Source organism: Pseudomonadota bacterium, from assembly GCA_036339585.1.
Taxonomy (GTDB): domain Bacteria; phylum Pseudomonadota; class Alphaproteobacteria; order UBA8366; family UBA8366; genus UBA8366.
Genome location: JAYZAS010000016.1, coordinates 23,139 through 45,694, shown reverse-complemented (window position 1 = coordinate 45,694; position 22,556 = coordinate 23,139). Strand labels below are relative to the sequence as shown.

At 43.5% G+C, this 22,556-nt stretch carries 19 protein-coding genes and 1 pseudogene; 12 read left to right on the top strand and 8 right to left on the bottom strand.

Annotated elements, in window-relative coordinates:
* Positions 1-271: 271 nt before the first annotated feature.
* Complete coding sequence (locus VX941_10100) at positions 272-1,471, bottom strand: MFS transporter (protein MEE2933756.1); 1,200 nt, start codon at positions 1,469-1,471, stop codon at positions 272-274.
* A 346-nt stretch (positions 1,472-1,817) separates the two neighbouring features.
* On the opposite strand from VX941_10100, the gene VX941_10095 reads away from it, so the two are divergent.
* Together VX941_10095 and sthA are read left to right on the top strand one after the other, a co-directional pair.
* Positions 1,818-2,447 carry a methyltransferase domain-containing protein gene (locus VX941_10095; protein MEE2933755.1) on the top strand — a complete coding sequence of 210 codons (630 nt, stop codon included), beginning with the start codon at positions 1,818-1,820 and terminating at the stop codon, positions 2,445-2,447.
* 161 nt (positions 2,448-2,608) lie between these two features.
* Positions 2,609-4,021: a Si-specific NAD(P)(+) transhydrogenase gene (sthA, locus tag VX941_10090; protein ID MEE2933754.1), complete on the top strand. Its 1,413-nt coding sequence runs from the start codon at positions 2,609-2,611 to the stop codon at positions 4,019-4,021.
* A gap of 109 nt (positions 4,022-4,130) precedes the next feature.
* On the opposite strand, the gene mnmH is transcribed toward sthA, so the two are convergent.
* The 3 genes from mnmH to VX941_10075 form a co-directional block, all read right to left on the bottom strand.
* Entirely contained in the window at positions 4,131-5,180 is a 1,050-nt protein-coding gene (gene mnmH, locus VX941_10085; protein MEE2933753.1) for a tRNA 2-selenouridine(34) synthase MnmH, read from the bottom strand.
* 64 nt (positions 5,181-5,244) lie between these two features.
* Positions 5,245-6,006: a sulfotransferase domain-containing protein gene (locus VX941_10080; GenBank protein ID MEE2933752.1), complete on the bottom strand. Its 762-nt coding sequence runs from the start codon at positions 6,004-6,006 to the stop codon at positions 5,245-5,247.
* A 245-nt stretch (positions 6,007-6,251) separates the two neighbouring features.
* The gene (locus VX941_10075) at positions 6,252-6,614 is read right to left on the bottom strand and encodes a hypothetical protein (protein ID MEE2933751.1); all 363 of its coding nucleotides are present in this window, start codon (positions 6,612-6,614) and stop codon (positions 6,252-6,254) included.
* 354 nt (positions 6,615-6,968) lie between these two features.
* On the opposite strand from VX941_10075, the gene VX941_10070 reads away from it, so the two are divergent.
* A complete protein-coding gene (locus VX941_10070; GenBank protein MEE2933750.1) occupies positions 6,969-7,997 on the top strand; it encodes a CapA family protein in 1,029 nt (342 codons plus the stop codon).
* An 18-nt stretch (positions 7,998-8,015) separates the two neighbouring features.
* On the opposite strand, the pseudogene VX941_10065 reads toward VX941_10070, so the two are convergent.
* From VX941_10065 to VX941_10055, 3 genes and pseudogenes are all read right to left on the bottom strand, one after another.
* Positions 8,016-9,005 (bottom strand): annotated as a pseudogene (locus VX941_10065) (oxidoreductase).
* Between the two features lie 106 nt (positions 9,006-9,111).
* Positions 9,112-10,323 carry a CaiB/BaiF CoA-transferase family protein gene (locus tag VX941_10060; GenBank protein ID MEE2933749.1) on the bottom strand — a complete coding sequence of 404 codons (1,212 nt, stop codon included), beginning with the start codon at positions 10,321-10,323 and terminating at the stop codon, positions 9,112-9,114.
* Positions 10,324-10,344: 21 nt separating this feature from the next.
* On the bottom strand, positions 10,345-11,724 hold the full coding sequence (locus VX941_10055) for an aminotransferase class III-fold pyridoxal phosphate-dependent enzyme (GenBank protein MEE2933748.1): 1,380 nt from the start codon (positions 11,722-11,724) through the stop codon (positions 10,345-10,347).
* An 812-nt stretch (positions 11,725-12,536) separates the two neighbouring features.
* Between VX941_10055 and VX941_10050 the strand changes: the two genes are divergently transcribed.
* The 8 genes from VX941_10050 (at position 12,537) to VX941_10015 (ending at position 20,063) form a co-directional block, all read left to right on the top strand.
* On the top strand, positions 12,537-13,247 hold the full coding sequence (locus tag VX941_10050) for a bacteriorhodopsin-like (protein MEE2933747.1): 711 nt from the start codon (positions 12,537-12,539) through the stop codon (positions 13,245-13,247).
* 66 nt (positions 13,248-13,313) lie between these two features.
* The gene (locus VX941_10045) at positions 13,314-14,216 is read left to right on the top strand and encodes a polyprenyl synthetase family protein (protein ID MEE2933746.1); all 903 of its coding nucleotides are present in this window, start codon (positions 13,314-13,316) and stop codon (positions 14,214-14,216) included.
* The gene (gene crtI, locus VX941_10040) at positions 14,213-15,685 is read left to right on the top strand and encodes a phytoene desaturase family protein (protein MEE2933745.1); all 1,473 of its coding nucleotides are present in this window, start codon (positions 14,213-14,215) and stop codon (positions 15,683-15,685) included. Before VX941_10045 ends, crtI begins: the two co-directional genes overlap by 4 nt.
* Before the next feature lie 3 nt (positions 15,686-15,688).
* Positions 15,689-16,597 carry a phytoene/squalene synthase family protein gene (locus VX941_10035; GenBank protein ID MEE2933744.1) on the top strand — a complete coding sequence of 303 codons (909 nt, stop codon included), beginning with the start codon at positions 15,689-15,691 and terminating at the stop codon, positions 16,595-16,597.
* 9 nt (positions 16,598-16,606) lie between these two features.
* Entirely contained in the window at positions 16,607-17,665 is a 1,059-nt protein-coding gene (locus tag VX941_10030; protein ID MEE2933743.1) for a lycopene cyclase family protein, read from the top strand.
* Positions 17,665-18,450, top strand: coding sequence for a Brp/Blh family beta-carotene 15,15'-dioxygenase (locus VX941_10025; protein ID MEE2933742.1), 786 nt, complete (start codon positions 17,665-17,667; stop codon positions 18,448-18,450). The genes VX941_10030 and VX941_10025 overlap by 1 nt, the downstream gene beginning before the upstream one ends.
* A gap of 144 nt (positions 18,451-18,594) precedes the next feature.
* On the top strand, positions 18,595-19,464 hold the full coding sequence (gene sseA, locus VX941_10020) for a 3-mercaptopyruvate sulfurtransferase (GenBank protein MEE2933741.1): 870 nt from the start codon (positions 18,595-18,597) through the stop codon (positions 19,462-19,464).
* 65 nt (positions 19,465-19,529) lie between these two features.
* Positions 19,530-20,063: a GNAT family N-acetyltransferase gene (locus tag VX941_10015; GenBank protein MEE2933740.1), complete on the top strand. Its 534-nt coding sequence runs from the start codon at positions 19,530-19,532 to the stop codon at positions 20,061-20,063.
* 4 nt (positions 20,064-20,067) lie between these two features.
* Here the strand turns inward: VX941_10015 and VX941_10010 are convergent, their stop codons facing one another.
* Complete coding sequence (locus VX941_10010; GenBank protein ID MEE2933739.1) at positions 20,068-21,180, bottom strand: NAD(P)/FAD-dependent oxidoreductase; 1,113 nt, start codon at positions 21,178-21,180, stop codon at positions 20,068-20,070.
* Positions 21,181-21,293: 113 nt separating this feature from the next.
* On the opposite strand from VX941_10010, the gene metC reads away from it, so the two are divergent.
* Positions 21,294-22,454, top strand: coding sequence for a cystathionine beta-lyase (gene metC, locus VX941_10005; protein MEE2933738.1), 1,161 nt, complete (start codon positions 21,294-21,296; stop codon positions 22,452-22,454).
* Positions 22,455-22,556 lie beyond the last annotated feature (102 nt).

The window sequence follows — 22,556 nt, the reverse complement described above, 5'->3', positions numbered from 1 at the left end:
AACGGACATTAGTAAAGAGTGAAGGTTTTATCTCTGCATGGGATTCAACTGCGACGGCGGAGTAGAAAAGATCATAGCCAACCGTCAGCAAGAGGTCACGCGCCTTGTCACAGGTTCGAGTCCTGACCGCGGAGCCAATAAGCTCATATACTTAGCGTTAAATGTACTGAGTACTTTTTTGATGGGGCATCATCGGGGTAGCACGGGCGCACCGGCCCGTGGGTTCACTTTTGTTTATCTACTTTAAGACCAATACGGGTTTCCTCACCCGCTAAAACCCGAAATGCCGAATTTTGGCAGCAACAATCACGCAAGCACCGATAAATAAAACCGCAATTATTGTAAAACTCTCCTCTATTCCCCACCATTCCGCCATAAACCCCATCCCAATCGGCACAATGATATTCGAAAAGCGGTTTACAGTATTGCGAAGTCCTACCGCTGCACCCTGCTGATTTTCATTAACCGCACGAGACAAAATTGAAAAAATAAGTGGCTGATTTACACCCTGAGCAAAACCGCGCACGGCTGTAGCTATAATGAGCAACGACATAAACCCAGCAATCAACGGTGTCAAACAAATGAGCAATATAGCACTCGCAACAAACACAATCACTATCCAATATACTTTACCGCGAGCCGCAAACCAGCCGGCAGTGAGACCACCAATACCGACGAATACTTCTGATAGTCCCGTTAAAAAGCCAATTGTCGTTCCTGAAATCCCGATTTGATCAAGGTAAACGACAAAAAATGAAGCTTGGATAGCACCCGGACAATTTCGGAATGCCGTTAAAAGCAAAATGAAAACAACGGTTGGAATAGCGGCTAACGAAAGAGCCTTAGTGTATTCACTCCGACGTGGCAGAAGCTCTGAGCATAATATTCTGCCCCCTTGTTTTGTTCGCGCCTCCGACGGAATGAATAAAACCGAAACAACAGTAAGCACTCCCCACAAACTAATAGTGATGAAGGTAGGTTCACTACCAAAATTATGCCAAATAACGCCTATAATAAAAGGACCAAAAAAATTACCAAGCCGGGTTACAAAACTGTATTGTCCCAACACTGCCGGATCGCCTTTCGACAGTTGATTTATAACCGTTTGTCCGCTAGCCATTGCAAGGGTAGTAATCAAGCCACTTAGCAATTGTAAAACCACCAAACCCCAGAACCATCCTGAAAATGGGTAAAACAATGGCAAAGCCGCTGCTGCAACTCCTACCCAAAACCCAACGAACCGGACACCCAAACGGTCCATTAAAATGCCGCCATGAATAGAAAAAAGCACTGGTAACGCAGAACGCGTTGCCACCACAAAACCTATTTCACTGGGGTTGAGGCCCACAAATACCGAAAAAAGTGGAATAATTAAGCCCATCATATCCCACTGGCCGCCAGAAAATAGTCCCAGCGAATATGTAGCGTACAACCCAGAGGTGTTAGTTGGTAAGAGTTGTTTTTTCTCCATTAATTTAAAATTCTTTTGATTATTTGCCAAAACTTCGTACAGGCAATTTGTGACAGCACCTTTTCTCACAATACACGAAAATGCCAAGATTAATTCATACTGTGAGGATCCAAAAATCAGAAATAAGTGCTGTACAGAATCATTTTCTGGAATGACAGTGCTGTCTTTGATTTTGGACTGTCCTAACGCGGAGTATCTGGTTTCGAAATATTGATCAGCATTATTTTTTAGGTATCGATGGCCTGAAAAAGAAAAAGTGCCCATTCATTTTCGAGAGTAATGGTCAGTTGGGCCTGAATTAATATGCCCCTTGACAATTGTGTATCCTAAAACCACCTCTTTGCTTATGGATTACGCTGTACCCTCAGAAGCTTTTAAGCGAATAGATGAGTCGGATGATACAATTTTCTATAGTGAACCAAGGCTAGTCAAGCACATCGATGAAGCAGCCTGTAAAGCATTAACCACATATTTGAGTACGGTACTGCCTCCAAACAGCCAAGTTCTAGATTTGATGTCGAGTTATGCGTCTCATTTACCTGTAGACATGAGCTACAAAAATGTAATCGGTCTTGGAATGAATCAAACCGAGTTAAACAGCAATCCTCAACTTACAGGCAGGATTGTCCAAAACCTCGCTACAAACACTAAACTGCCTTTCCAAAACGACTCTTTCAACATCTGCTTGATAACAGTCTCAGTGCAATATCTCATTCATCCTATTACGATTTTTAATGAGATTGCGCGCATATTAATCCCGGACAGTCCATGCATCATCTCCTTTTCAAATCGCTGCTTCCCAACAAAGGCTGTCGCTATTTGGCACCAACTCACGAATACAGGCCACGCCAAACTCGTTGGTCAATATTTTGATGCTACCCAAAAATTCCAGCCTTACACTGTTCGGGATATTACGCCAATTGAAGGCAAGGGAGATCCGTTGTTCGTAGTTAGCGCAAAGACACATCCGGCCTAATATATCACCATCTGGTAGAATGGATCCTGTAAAACTGATAATTGGTTTAATGTTATTGAATTTTACGCTTTATTATTTTTTCGCAGCAAGGAGATTATGCTGGACACAATACGCGTAGTGGGACATCTCGTTGCAAATAGCGAACGCCATGAGGGGAAAATATGAGCAATGAAAATTTTGATTTGATCGTGATCGGATCTGGGCCCGGCGGAGAGAAGGGTGCTGCTCAAGCTGCATACTTTGGTAAAAGTGTTGCCATTATTGAAAGAGAGGTTGTTCCGGGCGGAGCTGCCGCGAACACGGGAACACTCCCTTCCAAAACATTACGCGAGTCAGCCCTCTATCTGTCTGGCTTTCGACAAAGAGAACTGCATGGCGTAGATACTCAACTCAAAAGGACCGTTACAGCCCGCGACTTTCTTTTCCATGAACGTTTTGTGGTCCAAAGCGAACATCGGCGGATAAGCGAAAACATTGAAAGACATAGCATAACATATTTTGAAGGAAATGCTTCTTTTGTCGACCAACATACCGTAAGAATCAAAGCATCAAAGGAAGCTGAAATTTCTATAAGGGGCGATGTGATCCTTATTGCCACTGGCTCTAGCCCTTATCACCCTCCAGTATTTCCGTTCGATGATCCGCGCGTTTACGACTCCGACACTATTCTCGGGCTGGACAAACTTCCTTCCACTATGTTGATAGCGGGTGGTGGAGTGATTGGATGCGAGTACGCGTGCATGTTTTCGGCGCTTGGCATTGATGTTTCGCTGGTTGAGGGGCGCGAGCAATTATTAAGTTTTATGGACTTTGAAATTGCTGACACACTAACCAGTTGTATGCGCAATATGGGCGTAGAACTGTGCATGCCAGAAGAAATTGAAAGCGTAGAGACAACGGGAGATCTAACGGTTAACCTCAAAACCGGGCGCTCTATAAAAGTGGATGCACTTCTGGCAGCCACTGGCCGTAACGGCAATACCGGTGATCTTGGCCTAGAAAATATAGAATTAAAGACTGAGTCTCGAGGGCAATTGAAAGTAAATAACACTTATCAAACTACTTTGCCTAACATCTATGCGGTGGGTGACGTAATTGGTTTCCCCGCATTAGCATCAACTTCAATGGAACAAGCGCGTGTAGCCATGGTTCATGCTTTTGATCTGGAATATAAAACGGAACTAGCCAATATCCTGCCCTACGGAATATACACCATCCCTGAATGTTCGATGGCAGGCTCCTCAGAAGAGGACCTTCAAAGAGACAACATCGCCTACGTTACAGGTCGCGCAACATACCAAAACAATGCGCGGGGACAAATCATCGGCGACCAAGACGGCTTTTTAAAGTTGCTGTTCAGAGAAGAAGACATGAAGCTCTTAGGCGTGCATGCAATAGGCGAAACGGCCAGTGAATTGGTTCATGTAGGCTTAACCGCACTTTTGGTCGGAGCAGGTGCCGAGTTATTCATTCAAACTTGCTATAATTATCCCACCCTTAGCGAGATGTATAAATACGCGACATATGATGCTCTTGGAAAACGTGATAAACGAAAGAATTTAGCGGCAGAGTAGACACTGTTATTTTCAGCCGCTTAAGGTTACGAAAGATTTTTTAGTTGCTTGAAGCAACCCAGCTATTTGAGTGCTGAGAGGGAAACCTGTAAATAATTTATTCTTTCAACTATTCATACTTGGACATGATATTACAGGCTAAATCACGAGCGGTACTTTCAATATTGCCGTTACATTTCGCATGTAGAAGTATTTTTCGGTCTTTCAGGCCCATAGAGCGTTCGTAGGATGGGTCATAATGATAATCCAACAGATGACTTGCCAGGGCATTCCAATCTTTTAAACTCAATAAATATTTTGCTTTCTCTGAAACGTTCGCAGGGTGACGAGAGGCTAAAAACTGAAAAAATCTTTCAACAACACTCGTATCCTCGAACACGTTTGAGTAACGCTCCACCAGAAACCTAACTCGGTTTTGCCTTGAATTTTCTACGACGATACACCCAGAGTGATGCATTTTTTTGAAAAGTTCCGATGGTATATTAACATTGCCAATTTTGTTGCTTTCAGCCTCTAAGAAGACGGGTTTGGACAAATCTAATTTTCTGATTTGTTCCATTAACAGTGTTTCAAAGTACTTTTGCCTCGGTTGCTCCGTGCCTGGAAAACCACCTAACATCGAACCCCGATGAGAAGCCAATCCCTCTAAATCAAGTATATTTCCACCCAAAGACGAGATATGTGAAAGAATTTCTGTCTTACCATTTCCAGTTCTCCCGCTAATTACGATTAGCGTGCAAGCCTTTGAGAATTGTTCGATCTCACGAATTACTGATTTCCGATATGTTTTATAACCCCCGTCCAGCACAGCACATTTCCACCCAATAGATGCACATATCGTTGCAAACGAATTCGAACGCTGCCCTCCCCTCGCACAATAAAACAGAGGTTTGAATGATTTTTTCTTATCGCGGAAAAATGTTTGCAAGTGAGAAGCAATATTTAATGACACCAATCTCGCACCGATTTTTTTTGCTTCAAATGGTGAGGTGTTCTTGTAGATGGTACCGACTTTTTCGTGCTCGTTATTTTTCAAAACCGGCAGATTTATAGCCCCGATTATATGGTCTTCATGAAATTCCTTAGGTGACCTAACATCGATGACTGCATCGCAGTCACCAATATTTTCTATCTTTTTTTGGTCGATATACAGTGTCATTTCGTCAGTATAATTAATATTTTTTAAGAGTTTCCGAAATCTTACAGGCGTATTATTTCCATGTTCAGTAACCAAAAACTGGGTTGAGATTTTCAGACACTGTTCGCTCTAAATTGGCAGTCTGAGCCTCTGTAAAGTAGTCTGTGTAACCTCCAATTAGACCTCTCCTAGTCTTGTAAGTATTTTCGTCTTTTGGGTCATCAGTGCTTACTCGGAAATCACCCTTATAGAAATTTTGCGCTTCACGTTTTTTCATACTTGCAAAGTCAGTAAATTTAACAGCTTCAGCAATTTCAAAATCAGCGAAATCCAAATTCAAAAATTTAATGATATTCTTAAAACCTTCAAAAGGATCCTTTCTAAGATCCTCATAGCGAGAAATAATGTGATCATCGCATATTGAAATAGCCTGAGCCCAATGGTTCATAAAACGGATAATTGTCGGCAATCCACCTCGCAAACCAGAAGCCCCAACAACAAAATCATGAATATCTGCGCTCTCCAAATAACCACTTCTTTTACTTTGCTGAAAAAACATCGAAACTGCTGTGTCTAATGGGTGCCGAATCAAGAGCACGGTTCTAGAGCCCGCAAAATAACCCTTTTGCCCTCCCTCAGGCAAAAATTCATTGCCAGCCAAAACATGAGCATCATCGTGGGTAAAGAATAACCTAGGAAGTTCAGAAAATGTTCGATAAGCATGGGTGAAATCAATAATTTCATTTTCAGGCAAACATAAACGCTTTTGGAACAAGCGCGAAAGCATCACCTCAACCCACGTTCTACCGCTCTTTGGATATGATAAGATGACTGCGTCAGCTCGCATAACCCCCTCCATCATGCGAGTACGAAACTTGTAGGCTTTCCTTTTAAATCGCGGCAAGAATGGATAACAAAATGGGAAACCTACCCTTCGGGCAATACACAAACCCTCATACATTGTTCGATAAACCATAGTGCCCCGTCGTAAAACCGAATCAAGATTAGCTAACCAGCAGGCAACCTTTTTTGCCAACAGATATGCTCTTTAACACTTGAAGGCATCTCTGACCACCGGCGCATATCTTAGTCTTATTGCTCAAACAGGGCTATTTCAAATGCTTGCTCCAAGCTGTAGGCATAATTCTCGCGGGCAAGTATCCGGACTACAATTTGCTGTGGTCGCCCCTTAAGCAACTCTGCGCAGTCAATAGCTTCGGAAAACCAGAATGCCGCATTATCCCAATTCTGCTCCACACCAAGGCCTCTAGCAAACAGCAACCCCATTGCAATTTGCGCCCTTGCATCCCTTTGCTCTGCAAGGGGTTTCATCTCTTTTCTGACGACATCCCAATCTTCTCTCAAAAAGGCTTCCCGCCCTTTCTCAAAGCCAGCAAATGAAATAGACGGCAGCATAGTCGCTAGGAAAAAAATCACTTTTAAAAAAGACCTCATTTTACTCACTCTTGTTTGCTAAAAGACGTAAAAAAACACAAATCCCAAATAATCCACGGGCCTTGTAATTTCCTCGGCGTTAAACTTATTCGACAAAATAAAAAACGAGTTTGAAAAATCTCTGTGCTTTGTGACACTAATTAGGCGGGTTTGAGGCAATAACGTGAAATATGCGCACAATATCTATTCTTTGGAAGGGTTCGTCGTGATTAGGTATTATCCTAATTTTTGTTAAAACTTCTATCCGGGTCGTTTAATACCAACATTCAAAATTAAGGGATCGTGCCTGTCCACGCCTTGTGCTATTTTTGCACTATTATCTCGACAAGTTATAATGACAGGGAGGATGCGTTTATGCCACACCAGATTATCCTTACTGGGGATATCAACCTTTTAGGCGTTAAGGACCCCAAAACACCCTTTGCCAGAGTAAGGCAAACCCTCCTGGCGGCGGATCTTGTAATATCAAACTTTGAATGTTGTCTTTACGAACCTGATAGGGAACGTTCAATATACGAAGAAGGTTTTTACGCAGACCTTGCAGCGGGTGAGGCTCTTATCGATGCCGGTATAGGAATAATTGGTAATGCAAATAATGTGAACTTTGGTGGGCCAGCAATCAGAAGCTCTTGTGCTAGGCTAGATGAACTTGGCATTCCCCACGCCGGTGCTGGTATAGACCGAAAAAGCGCTTACGCCTCTGTAATTGTCGAGCGCGATGGCATAAAATATGGGTTCTTGCAAAGAAGTTCCGTTTACTGGTCCCATGGAGGACACGAAGCTACGGCAGAATTCCCCGGAATTGCAGTTCTAGAGGCACATACTGCATACAAACCACGAGTCTCAGAAACACGTACTCTAACACGGCCCGGCCACGCACCTGAAATCATTACTTGGTGCGAACCTGATTCTTTGAAAAATTTCTGTGACGATATCTCAGAATTGCGAAGTTCGTGTGATATATTGATTTGCTCTAATCATTGGGGTTGTGATCACGATATCCTTCAGTATATGGAGCAAGCTGGTCGCGCTGCTATTGACGCTGGAGCAGATGTCGTTATGGGGCATGGCCCACATTTTCCATTAGGCATAGAAGTCTATAAAAATAAACCCATATTTTACAGCCTGGGAAGTTTCTCTTTTCATACTGGTCATGGTGCAAAAAAACATCCGGATTGGATTGGCATGATGCCGATATTAACCGGTAGTGGTAATGGAATCGTTGAAGCACGGTTTGCTCTCGTGAGACACAACCAAAAAAACGAAACGTATTTCGTTTCGCCGGCTGATGAAGCAACGGAACTTGAGTCTATATATGCAAGTTCAGAACCGTATGATACTAGATTTTCGATCGATGGGAATGAGGTGGTTTTAAAACTATAAGATCTATTGGTTCCCAATCTATTTTGGAAACGCTTCCGGCCACGCAGATGGCATGGCCCGCTGATATTGTGGGGGATAAACCATCTCGACCCCAAGTTCATAAGCCGCCCTCCAAGTCCATCGAGGTTCGTATAGACCCCTTGCCAATGCCACCATATCGGCTTTCCCATCCTCAACGATAGCATTTGCAAATTTTGGTTCGCGTATCATGCCTACCGCCATCACTGGTATATCGACCTCGGATTTTAACTGCTCAGCACCGAGTACCTGATAGCCAGGCTCGAGAGCAATACTTTGATCAAAAGTTACACCGCCACCCGAACAGGTTACGTAATCACAGCCCAATGCTTTCAATTTATGACTCAAAACTATTGAGTCTTCGATACTCCATCCTCTCTGATTGAAATCTAACGCGGATATACGAACTCCTAATGTCTTCTTAGCTGGCCAAACGTCTCTCACTGATTCAAATAGTTCCAAGGGAAAACTAATACGGCCATTTAAATCACCACCGTACTTATCGTCACGCATATTTGCGAGCGGTGAAAGAAATTCATGAAGAAGATACCCGTGCGCATAGTGTAATTCTATCAGGCCATAACCAAGGATCTCTGCGCGCTCTGCCGAATGAATGAAGGCCGATTTAATCGCCCCTATGATATCCAGCGACAACATATTTGGCGTTGGCCAATTGTCTGCCATTGCCAATGCCGAAGGAGCTTCTGTTTCCCAAGCATAAGGACCTATTAGAGGCCCCCTGCCCTCCCATGGCCGCTGACAGGAACCTTTTCTACCAGCATGACAGAGTTGCATCCCAATGGGGACCTTGCTTACTTGTCTAATGAATTTCAAGACACGGGCTAAAGCAGCCTCATTTTCATCAGAATAAAGCCCTAAACAGCCGTGGTTTATTCGGCCTTCTGGCAAAACTGCCGTAGCCTCATGGATAAGCATACCCGCACCGGACAATGCAAAATTACCAAGGTGCATTAAATGCCAATCAGTAGCATTACCCTCGTGTGCACTTTATTGGCACATTGGAGACACCACGATTCGATTATCAAGATTTAATTCCCGAGGTGTCATCGGCGTGAATAGTGGTGCCCTCATTTTATCATTTTCCATCTTCAAAGCATGTTATGATTTTGTTTGTTTCTAGCTCATTCATTCGCTCCTTGTCATAACCAAGCTCACTTAATATCTCTCGCGTATGCTGGCCGACTGTCGGAGGTTGCATTCTGAGGCCAATATCATGATCACCAATTTCAATAGGTAACCTCGGGAGCTTAGTTGTTCGCCCATCAGGCAAGCATGTTTCAAGCATTCGTCCTTTATAATTCAGCTGCGGGTCATCGAAGAGGTCTTTGGTTTCCGCAACTGGCGCGAAAGGAATGTTAATTTCTTCGCAAACAGCAAGTATTTCATCTTTACTGAGGGATTTTATGATTTTACGGACGATAGGTTTCAGCCGCTCCTGAGCTGAGACACGATCTTCATTCGTTTTAAAAGCAGGATCATTTAGCAGATCATACCTTTCAAATCTCTCACAAAAACGTCGCCAATGATTATCACTGGTAATACCTATAAATACTTGTTCACGATCATTAGTCTCCATAACCTCGTAGATGGCCCACGCACTCCAACGTGCAGGCATCGGAGGAACCTCCCTTTGTTGAATCGCTTCACCGGACATGTGGGAACCCATAAGATGAGCAACATTTTCAAATAGTGCGCTTTTAACTAGTTGGCCTTCACCAGTTTTATCGCGCTCGCGCAGTGCTGCTAGAATTCCAACCACTCCAAAGGTACCGCCCATAATGTCAATGACAGATGCTCCGGCACGCAAAGGCTGGCCAGGAGGGCCTGTCATGTATGCAAGCCCTCCCATGAATTGTACAACTTCGTCGAGAGCCTGACGTTTTGCATAAGGCCCACTAAGAAAACCTTTCAACGCGCAATAGACTAACGCGGGGTTAATTTTAATAGCTGTGTTAAATCCGCAACCAAGTCGCTCCATCGTTCCGGGCGCAAAGTTTTCCGTGAGCACATCGGCTTCAGAAATAAGCTTATGGGCAATCTCAAGTCCTTCAGCCGTTTTCAAATTTACCGCTATGGACCGTCGATTCCGATTAAACGTAGAAAAAAATCCTGCTGCAAATCCCGCAAGCTTTCGTGTTTTATCTCCTGAGGGGGCGAGCTCAACCTTAATCACATCTGCTCCAAGGTCAGCCAAAACCACTCCACAGGAGGGACCCATGATGATTTGACAGAATTCTACTACCTTCAATCCTGCCAAAGGTAAGGGTTTGTCTTGATTGTATGACATAATTCCTCCCAACCGGGCGAATCAGTGGCGGAATGCACCTTCGGATCGCATCATATCAATTGCGCCCCTAACTGCATCTGCCGTGCGATCAGCATCAGCTTCGGAGTGCACCGCAGAGACTTTGCCGGCTAATTTACCATTAATGTCAATTCCGTTAACCATCAAGGCAAGCCTGAATTTAGTTGTGACTTCTTGATCACTTTTGAAGAAGTCGCACTTTTTTTCCATGAATTCGAAGTTCTCAGGATCGAGAGCTACGTTATCTGGGTTGGTAAAAAAATGAAGTTCTGAGAATTGTCCGTAACAAGCCCAACGAATATCTTCTTCAACGAATACTTTATTAACTTTGGCACGAATATTACGGGCAGTATCGATTGCGTCCTGCGTTGGGCTCTCGTCCCGTACTTTCCGCAGCATTGCTACTCCAGCAGATGCAGAGAGAGGATTGGCATTAAAGGTTCCCTGGTGTCCAATTTTTTCAAAACCTTTTGCTTCCGCGACATCAAAATCAAGCTGATCAAGCAACTCAGTGCTACCGCAGATTGCTCCACCAGGAAGACCACCAGCAACAATTTTTGCAAGGCTTGTTAGGTCAGGAATTACATTGTGAACCTGTTGCGCTCCGCCGGGTGCGGCACGAAAACCTGAAACAACCTCATCAAAAATAAGAACTATACCGTGCTTTTTTGTGATTTCTCGAAGCCCACATAAAAACCTGCCAGTCACTGGTGTTTTGCCGAAGGCTGACCCGGTTGGTTCAATTATTACCGCCGCAATGTCATCATGAGCTTCAATAATACGTTTTGTCTCATCAATATCATCAGGAGGCGCCATCACAACATTCTCGGCAATTCCATTAAGGACTCCCGGCGTGGGTGAGCCATCGAAGTGATTTGATACCCCAAAGGCAACATGGTCCTGCCAGCCATGATAGTGCCCTTTGAAGCGCAGCAGTTTCTCGCGCCCTGTATGCGCTCGAGCTAAGCGTAGTGCCATAAGATTGGCCTCTGTACCAGATGAGAGAAACCTTACCTCTTCTGCGCACGCAATGAGATCTTTTACCAGACTTCCCCATGCTATTTCGAGCCGATGGCCAGCCCCATAATGAGTCCCTTTATCAATTTGTTCGTGCACTGCAGCTGTAACAACTGGATGATTATGTCCTAAAAGAAGCGCACCATGCCCCCCAAAAAAATCTACATACTCATTGCCATCAACATCCCACTTTCGCGAACCCTGAGCCTTATCAACGTAAAGTCCATACGGGCGCAAATGACGTGAGTCATGCGTCAAACCACTCGGGAAGTGTTCGTTAGCTTCCTTTGCACACACTGCGGAAAGCGGTGTCTTCTCTTTGTAAGCCGCTACAATTCTTGAGTTTGTTAAAAAATTATCTGCCATCATATACCTCTCTCGACCAGTACTTCAGTGAAAAAATTGTTTTGGACCTAAATGCGACTCCGCAGCCTTATATTGTGTTTATAACGGATTATTAGTTAATCCAAGGTGTAAGAAAAATTAAATATAAATGTCAGATATATATTTTTTTTGTCTTTTAAATTTTTTGATACCATGCCTTTATGATGCGCTAACAAAGTCAAATAAACCACATCGTATAAGCACTTTATGTTTTAGTTTCCGGCACGTCCGTAGCGTATGCAAATAAAAGGGTCGCGAGCTTGTTACTCAGACTACCTGAGCAACCAAGGCACATTAGTTTCCCAAGATAAAAATTGAGCTACCCAAAAGCCATAAAAGGCCAAATCATTCCTGTGGACATGAATGTTTATTCATTAACTTTCAATGATTTAGGGTCCTTTTAAATTTTATTATGGCGGATTAGTTGGCGCGCACAGTGCCTTTTGAACCGTCTGCGCACGTCTCTTATAGATCCATTAATCGGCTGCACAAAGCGTATTTCGAAAAAAGAAATTGGCTTGGTACCAACCCTCTCAAATAAGGAATTTTATGTCCGTTTGGCCTGTCAATTTTTTCAGTCGAACCAGTGTTTCAAAGCCTACCAAGGGAACTTTCCAACGATACATCTAAAATACAGCATATTTTTAAAAAAATTATTATTTGCACGACGCCCTAGTTTAAAATACGAAAAATGTGCTAAAGAACTCTGGACGGTCCGTTGTAGGGGCCATCGCAACGGACCACAGTTATGGTTTTCCGTAATAGTTAGGGATTAACGTACAGGAGATTATGATATGGGTAAGGGACTAGACCCCGCAGATTTAGTAGGGGTATCGTTTTGGATTATTTCTGCTGCTATGGTGGCAGCAACCTTTTTCTTTTGGGTTGAAAGAGATCGGGCCGAAGGTAAGTGGAAGACTTCTTTGACCGTAGCCGCAATGGTTACGGGTATTGCAGCCATCCATTATTTTTATATGCGGGAAGTTTGGGTCAATACTGGCCAAAGCCCAACCGTATTCAGATATGTTGATTGGTTACTCACAGTGCCACTGCAAATTATTGAGTTCTATCTCATACTTGCAGCGATCACACTTGTTGCAGCCTCGGTGTTCTGGCGTTTGCTTATTGCGTCCTTAGTGATGCTGATAGCTGGGTATCTTGGCGAAATAGGTGCCGTTAGCGTCTGGGGTGGCTTCGCTGTGGGCATGGCTGGTTGGCTCTACATCATCTACGAAGTGTTCGCGGGTGAGGCTAGCCAAATAAATGCCAGTAAGGGAACGAAAGCAAGCCAGCAAGCATTTGCTGCGCTCCGCATAATCGTTACCGTTGGTTGGGCAATTTACCCACTCGGTTACATCTATGGGTATGCTGCGGCAACTCCAGATGTTGCCAGCCTCAACATAATTTATAACCTCGCAGATTTTGTTAACAAGATCGCATTTGGGGTTGTAATTTGGGCGGCGGCTACCGGATCGATCTGGGCAGCTACTTCGTCCAAGAAGTAAATAAGGCACTAAACCTAACTAGTCCGGGCTGGCTTTTTCAAAGCCAGCCCGGAGCTTTATGGCTTTATGATGGTTCATGCCTTACGCCATTCCGATACTAGTATGTTCGATACGAGTGAAAGAGTGTCTGCTCTGTCCAGTATTGAAAACAGAATGCTTGAACTCGTGTCATGCGCTGATGACCTGCATTCAGATATAAAAACTGCCGTACACTACCACCTGAACGGCGAAGGCAGGAGAATACGGGCGCAGTTAGCTATCGATAGTAGTTTCGCGCTGGACCTAGACTCAGATGATACAATCGCGATAGGTGCAACAGTTGAATTACTTCACAATGCATCTCTAGTACATGACGATTTGCAAGACAGAGATGAAATGCGCAGGGGAGCACCTAGTGTATGGGCAAAGTTTGGTGAACCAATTGCCATTTGTGTTGGAGACCTGCTGATATCAGCTGCCTATGCTGCCAGCGCAAGCCTCAAAAGAACTACTAATTCGGCAAATTTTATACAAACCGTCCATAGTAGCGTATCTAGAACCATTTATGGACAATCCGCAGATCTCTATGCACAGGTACATAAGCCCAAAGAGCTGAACATCTATGAGCAAATAGCAGCAGCCAAGTCAGGGCCTCTATTAAGCATGCCAATGGAATTACCTTTAATCGTTGCCGGTCATAACGACAAAATTGAAGCATGTAGGAGAGCATTAAATTATTATGCGATAGCATATCAAATCGCCGACGACATCAATGACATTGACTTGGACCAACGCTTTGAGGACGATCAAGTTCGATTGAATGCGGTGTTAATTTTCGGTGAAGGGACTGTCACTAAAGATGCAATAAGCCGATCTACCGAAAGATTAAATCAATTATTGCAATTAGCACTCAAAGAAGCCGAGGAATTGCCCTCATCATGCCATGATACCTTGACACGGTATTGTCATTTTCTAACTAAGAGACAATGAAGGATGCTGTTGTAATTGGTGGAGGTTTTGGCGGTATTGCCGCATCTTTGAGGCTAAGGGCGAAGGGCTATAGTGTTGAGCTTTTTGAACGTAACGCAGAAATAGGCGGCAGAGCTCAAGTTTTTAAATTGGACGGATTCACACATGATGCCGGCCCTACGGTAATAACCGCCCCATTTTTATTTGAAGAACTTTTCAATCTCTTCGGAAAGAAACTGTCGGATTACATCACCCTTGTACCTGTCAATCCCTGGTACCGCTTTTATTTCCCTGATGAAACACAGTTTAATTATGGTGGAACATTGGAGGACACACTTTCCGAGATACGAAAATTTGAGCCAGGTGATACCGAGGGGTATCTGAAACTTCTCAACCATTCAAAACAAATATTTGAGGTTGCTTTTGATGAATTATCCGACCAGCCATTCCATGAATTTAGCTTGCTGTTTAAAACAACTCCCTCATTAGTAAAGCTTAAGTCCTACAAGACAGTTTGGCAGTTAGTAAGTACCTATCTGAAAAATGAAAAATTACGCCAGGCGTTTTCTATACAACCACTTCTTCTTGGTGGGAGCCCATTTGATACAACGTGTATTTATTCCTTGATCCATTTTCTCGAGCGCAAATGGGGTATTTATTTTCCGATCGGTGGCACTGGCGCTTTAGTGCAAGCCTTAAAAAAATTAATGGACGAGGAAGGCATAAAAATCACCACTAATACTACGATTGAAAAAATTATCGTTGAAAATCAAACAACCACAGGAGTTATAAATAACTCAGGCAATAAAGTTGGTGCGGATATAGTTGTTTCAAATGCTGACCCAATGCACATGTATGGCAGCATGATATCAAGGAGCGACCAATCAATAACAGCACGCGCCAAGCACAGATTATCGAAAGTTTCGATGGGTCTTTACGTATTATACTTCGGAACACGTCGGACCTACTCAGATGTAGCGCATCACACTATTTGGATGGGGACCCGCTACAAAGAGCTGTTAAAGGATATTTTTGATCGCAAAATTTTAGCGGATGATTTTTCACTTTACCTTCATCGTCCTACAGCTACAGATCCTAATTTTGCACCTGCAGGGTGTGATTCATTTTACGTTCTGTGTCCTGTCCCAAATCTTCTTGGTTCAGTAGATTGGGAAATCGAGGGGCCACTTCTCCAAGAAAGAATCGTTAACGCACTTGGTAATACCATTCTTCCCGATCTTGCATCAACGATTTGCTCGACTTTTTTCATGACACCAGAAGATTTTAAGGATAACTATCTCACTGCATATGGGAGTGGGTTTTCTGTAGCGCCAACATTTAAACAATCTGCTTGGTTTCGGTTTCATAATAAAGCAGAGGGCCCGAAGAATTTATTTTTAGTGGGAGCCGGAACCCACCCGGGGGCAGGATTGCCAGGGGTCATTAGCTCTGCAAAGGTAGTAGATAAAATGATACCTCAGTCAAAATAAAAGATGAACGAAACCATTAACGAAAATATCTTTCGCACCCATGCAAGTTCATTTTATTTTGCCAGCTTCTGGCTAGGCGCCAAGGATTTTAAGTCAGTATCCGCACTATACGCATTGTGCAGAAAGGTAGACGATATAGCTGACGATGGTGTCTCAAAAAGTAAAGCGTTCAAGCAACTCACTCATGTCATCGAAAGCATCCAAGCAAAAGACATTACCAATGAATACGTCGAACATTTATCGTCTATTTACCCACCAGTCGATGCTGAAATATTTACTCATTTATTATTGGGTGTAAGAAGCGACACCCAACCAGTGGCTGTATCAGATGAAAAAGAACTTTTACAATATTGTTACCAAGTAGCAGGCACGGTGGGTTTGATGATGTGTAATGTTCTCAAAGTAAATGACCCGCGGGCATTAGCACATGCAATCGACTTGGGTATTGCAATGCAATTAACTAATATTGCTCGTGATGTCAGCGATGACGCAAAGATTGGACGCCGCTATCTTCCGGCAACATGGGTGAATAGTTGTAAGGCTGCTGAGATCTTATCCCCCTCAGACGAACAAGAGATTCTCATACAAACCGCTGTAGAACGATTACTTGTTTTAGCAGAAAAATATTATGCTTCGGGCTTTGTTGGCCTTCCATTTTTGAGCTTTCGAGTGCGATTCGTAGTGCTGGTAGCCGGTCGAGTTTATCGGAGGATAGGCGCCAAGATTCGGAAATCTAAGTTCAATGTTTGGGGCGAGCGCATCTACACGACTAAAATGGAAAAACTAATCGAGCTGATAGTTTCTAGCTTTATATGTTCTGCCGCTCCATCAATACGGTGTTATAAAACAGGCCACAACAGTACTTTACATGAGGCTTTGAGAGGATACCCGGGAGCCAATACTGAGGGATAAATTTATTTGATGGTCTGGATACATATCGTAGGTGGTGGTGTTGCAGGGCTGTCGTTAGCAAGTGAGCTTTCGAAGCATAAGATTCTACCTGGCTCAGTTGTTGTTAGTGATCCAAATTTTAATGCTCGAGATGATCGTACCTACAGCTTCTGGTCCGACCGTGATCATTCAAATTTCTTGCCTGGGACAAGCCAGTATTCAAAATGGGTGGTCTCTTCAGAGAATAGAAGTGTAACGCAGACTGGCAAAAATTGGCACTATTATAGAATTTCGGGTCGCGCCTTTTACGAAAAATGCAAGAAGGTTATTGAACGCCATCCCCAATGCTTCCTCAATAGGGACACGTTAGTTTCAAAACCTTCGGCAAAGTATGTATTCGACAGCCGTCCCCCCTCAACAGATCGCTTTCGTGCCTATCAAAGTTTCGTGGGAATAGAAATTAACTGTGAGCACAATTTTGCCAAGGATGTCGCACTACTTATGACAAATATGAGAGCAGAGGACTCCGGATTATATTTTGAGTACATGTTGCCAATAACTAATACAAGTTTGCTTATTGAAAGTACCTATTTTGGTGCAATGCCAGGAAATATAAAAAATCTTGAAAAAAATTCGCTAGAATGGATCAAAAACAATAATCTTACAGGAAAAATTATTCGAAAAGAGAAGGCGCATATTCCAATGGGACTTCGCCCTAGCACCAATGATGATTGGGGTATTCCAATAGGGGCTCGTGGAGGAATGACCCGTGCCTCTAGTGGCTATGGCTTTATGAACATGCGTTCCTGGGCAAAAATAACAGCCAAAACACTTACGGCTGGAAAACCAATAACAAAATATCGGCCGCCTTTGCTTGAAACCTGGATGGACCTACAACTTATAAAGATCATACAAGAGCATCCCCATCATCTGCCAAAAATTTTTTTAGATATAGCACAAAAAACAAAGGGCGATGACTTTGCTTCATTCTTGACCAAAGCCCGCCCCCTCAATGCCCTGCAGGTAATTACTAGCGCACCAGCAAAGCCATTCTTAAAATCAATTATGCAAATGATTAAAGAGAAATAATGTATTGGGAATATACAGCAATAGCACTGATTATCCTTGGCGGACTACCGCATGGCGCGCTAGATCCTGTTCTGGCAAAAAATGCCCGTATTTATACCACTAAATATGGGTTCATAATCTTTATCTGCGCCTATTCATTCATAGGTATATTGACAACACTTTTCTGGCTAAAGTTACCTTTTATAGGACTGAGTTTGTTCATTCTTATATCGGTTTATCATTTTAGCAGAGACCAAATTTCTTTAATGCATGGTATTCCATATGCCACACTTATACTAGCGCTGACAGTCTGGTTTTGGCCTACCGAGGTAGAACAAATTTTTAGAGGTTTAATTTTCGGAGAAGATCCTAACTATATTATTACAGTAATCCATTTTGCTGGCTATATAGCTGTCTTATCCTTACTTCTTGAGATCAAAAATTGGAATTCACAAATATTATTTGATCTACTTATATTATTGTGTTTCGCAGTTTTTTTTCCCCCTCTAATATATTTTTCCCTCTATTTTGTTTTTATTCACAGCGCGCGACACATCAAACACGAATTTACCCTCCTGGATAAAGGAACACAGTACGTGGCCGTCAAAAATATGGTTACTTATTCAGGGCTAACATTACTGCTCGCACTACTAGCTTACGGCTGGTTTTCCTCAAATGAAGATTTGACTGATCTGCACTTCAAAATACTATTTATTGGCTTGGCGGCAATAACGGTGCCTCATATGCTTTTAATTGAATTGTTACGAATGCTTCGAGTTAAAGTCACCCCAGCTAAATTCAATTAAATCTCGTATGATTCGTCCATAACGCCTTGAAACCATCCGAGAATGTAACAACCCCAAGCTACTTGACCCTGCTTGTTCATCTCTATTTGATACATACCAGCACCTGTCACAAATATTGGAGTTTGCTAATGAATCGATTTTGTTATGAATGAAGACAATATTAATTTCTCAGCCCCGCTTGTTTCCACAACCTGGCTAAATGCTCATCTTGAAGCAGATAATGTGCGCATCATTGATGGCACATATTTCCTTCCAAATACTCGGCGTAACGCAGCTATTGAATATGAGGCCGAGCATATACCCGGAGCCTGTTTTTTTGATATTGATGACATAAGCGATCCGCAAGACACGTTACCTCACATGATACCACCGGCCGAAATTTTTTCTTCAAGGGTCAGAAAGATGGGGATCAGCGATAGTGACTATATCGTCGTCTATGACAGGCTGGGTGTTTTTTCGTCGCCACGAATATGGTGGACCTTTCAGCTCTTCGGCCATGAAAATATAGCTATCCTCGACGGCGGGCTCCCAAAATGGCTTAGGGAAAAATTACCGGTCACTGATCAAAAATATTCACCAAAAGATGGGCATTTTACCGCCCATTTGAATACAAAATTTTTGCGGACATTTGACCAAATTAGAGCAAATTTAGACACCAATGAGGAATTAGTAATTGACGGAAGGCCTGCTGGCCGATTTTCTGGTGAGGAAGAGGAGCCACGGCCGGGTCTTGCTTGTGGTCATATCCCAGGCTCAGTTAATCTAATGCCTACCCTTTTTATGAATGCTGAAACCGGAGCGTTACTCTCAAAAAGTGAATTACGTAATGTTTTTGTTAAAGCAGGTATTGATCCAGAGGAACCCATGGCTATGACATGTGGTTCCGGAGTTGCAGCTGCCGCTCTTTCTTTCATAAGTTTTCTAGTAACTGGAAAGATAGCACCCGTTTATGATGGGTCGTGGACCGAGTGGGGAAGCACAGCAGGTGCCCCAGTAGCCACTAGTCAATCTTGATCTGATCTTTAACAATGGTAGGTGGTGTAACAAATAGTCTTACGGTTCAGGTCACGTACCTAAAAATGACTTCCCGCCCAAATGGTATCCCTCAACCAACACCTGACTTAAACTCTGAAGTTAAACTTAGTAGGGTTGAGAAGCCGTCCATCGACTTCTATCGTAATATCTACGCTGAAGTGGGACTTCCTTGGCTCTGGTATGAGCGCACTGAGATGACAGATGAAGAGCTTTTTAAGATAATATCTGACGATCGGGTCGAAATATATGTTCTCTACGTTGACGGAGAAGCCGCTGGCTTCGCAGAACTCGATTCGAGACAACCACCAAATCACGACTTGCGAGATATACACCTAGCATACTTCGGCTTAGCCAGTGGATATTTAGGGCGTGGCCTTGGCACTTTCTTCATAGCCTCAATTGTTGATATAGCCTGGGCTAAGGATATACGCCGAATTTGGCTGAGGACTTGCTCTTTAGACCACCCTGCTGCTCTGCCAACTTATCTAAAAGCAGGATTTGTAATATACGGCCGTGAAACCTGTGTTATTGAAGATCCTCGCACGCGTGATCTCATACCAAAAGTGCAAACGATTTAAAAAATTAAACTCCTAATAGGTCGGAAACATATTCACCAAGTGCCATAGAGCTGGTAATCCCAGGTGACTCAATTCCGAACATATTAACTAATCCGTCAATGCCGTGATCTTTTGGTCCCGAAACCATAAAGTCAGGTAGTGCGGTTCCTGGACCGTGTATTTTTGGCCTAATGCCGGCATAGTCTGGACTGAGAGAGTCATCTGGCAACCCTGGCCAGTAGGTACGTATTGCATCGTAAAATCCCTGGCACCGAGATGGGTCAACCTCATAATTAAAATCAGAGCTACCTTCAAGCCACTCAACATCTGGCCCAAATCGTGCTCTCCCACCCATGTCAACGGTAATGTGAACACCAAGCCCCCCATCGCGGGGAATGGGGTACACAAGTTTCGAAAACGGCGCCTTACACGATAGGCCGTAATAGTTTCCTTTAGCAAAATATTCCTTTGGAACACTCGCTGCCTCTAATCCGTTAATTTTTCTTGCCAGAGCCGGTGCTTTTAAACCAGCGCAATTTATTACACCGTTGCAATGCAAATCCATTGGCATCTCACCACCGACAGAGAGCTCTATATAATTGGATTTGACATTCCCAGACAAAACCGGGCTAAGGAATGCTATAACAGCTCCCCTCTCCTCTGCATCGCCCTGTAACGAAAGCATTAATGAATGACTATCAATTATACCGGTAGTCGGAGAATGAAGTGCCCCAACGCAACGCAATTCGGGTTCCATCGCTATAGCCTCATTGGCACGAATAAGATCGAGTGGCACACCATTCATTGAAGCTTTTTCTTGTATACCTTGCAATAATTCGAGCTGAGCTTCATCAGTAGCAACAATCAACTTCCCACAGTTACGGTAAGGAATGCCTCTTTCTTCACAGTACTGGTAAAGCATTATTTTCCCTTCGACGCAGACGCTGGCCTTTAGTGAACCAGGCTCATAATAAATGCCAGCATGTATGACCTCAGAATTACGCGAACTGGTTCCAGTGCCTATCGCATTTTCACTCTCTAAAACGATCACCTCACAGCCACGGAGAGAAAGAGAACGGGCTACGGCTAATCCCACCACCCCGGCACCTATCACTGCATATTCAATCCGTTCAGCCATATCCATAGTTTCCTTATGCACCAATTGCGTAAAATCTGTTAGAGTGAGAAATCCCACCCCAATTTATGTCAACACCCCTTTGGAAAGAGCATATAACCGAATTCGGAGATGATATGAAGGACGATACTAAAATAATTCACTCAGGCCGAGCCCCTTTTGATCATTATGGCGCCGTAAACACACCCGTTTACCACGCCTCAACGATTTTATTTCCGACAATGGCGCAATACCTATCCCGGGGGACTGACCCCAATGTGAAGGTGCGTTACGGATTACGTGGCACGCCGACGTCATTTGCCCTGGAAGATGCGCTTACTGAACTTGAGTCTGGTGCTGGAACAATTTTAAATCCATCGGGTTTACAGGCAATTACAATGGCTTTTATGGCATTTGTTGAGCCCGGAGATCACATTCTTGTAACTGATAATACATATGCCCCCTGCCGTTCTTTCTGCGATAATTTCCTTTCCCGCTTTGGAGTTACTACTGAATACTATGATCCGCTCATCGGTGAAGGTGTAAAAGATCTTTTACGTCAAAACACAAAGTTAATTTGGACTGAGTCACCTGGTTCGCAAACCTTTGAAATGCAGGATATACCAGTCATCGCAGATATTGCTCGCCAAGCTGGTGTCATTTCCATGATAGATAATACTTGGTCATCGGGTTATTTTTTCAAAGCAATCGAAAATGGCATAGATGTATCCATTCACGCCTCTACAAAATATATAAGCGGTCACTCGGACGTGATGATGGGCGCAATAATTTGTAATGAAGCCACTTATAAAAAAGTTAAAGAAACCACAGACCTATTTGGGAACTTCGCTGCACCAGACGATGTATATCTTACACTAAGAGGTTTGCGAACTTTGAGCGTGCGAATGAGGCGCCAGCACACAAATGGCATTAAAATAGCGAAGTGGTTAGAGGCGCATCCACTGGTTAAGAAGGTTATGCATCCAGCCCTTGAGAGCGACCGTGGGCATCATATTTGGAGACGCGACTTCACTGGCGCGGCAAGCCTCTTTGGTTTTATCATCAGTGAAACTGACCAAACCAGAGTCGCTGCTTTCTTAGATGGGATGAGGTTATTTGGCATGGGGTCAAGCTGGGGGGGATACGAAAGCTTATTGATCCCAACATTTCCGAATGAAAACCGGTCAGTAACCAAATGGGAACCTAACGGACAAACGATGCGCATTCATGTAGGATTAGAAGACCCGGAAGATTTAATAGCTGATCTTGAAGACGGGCTTCGAAGATTAGCTACATGACAAACTCTACTATGAAAAAGTTACCTAGAAGAACTTTCTGCCCGGCAATTTTTACCGCAAAGGATTTCACACCACGCTCCTCGGTAAAACTGGACTAGAAAT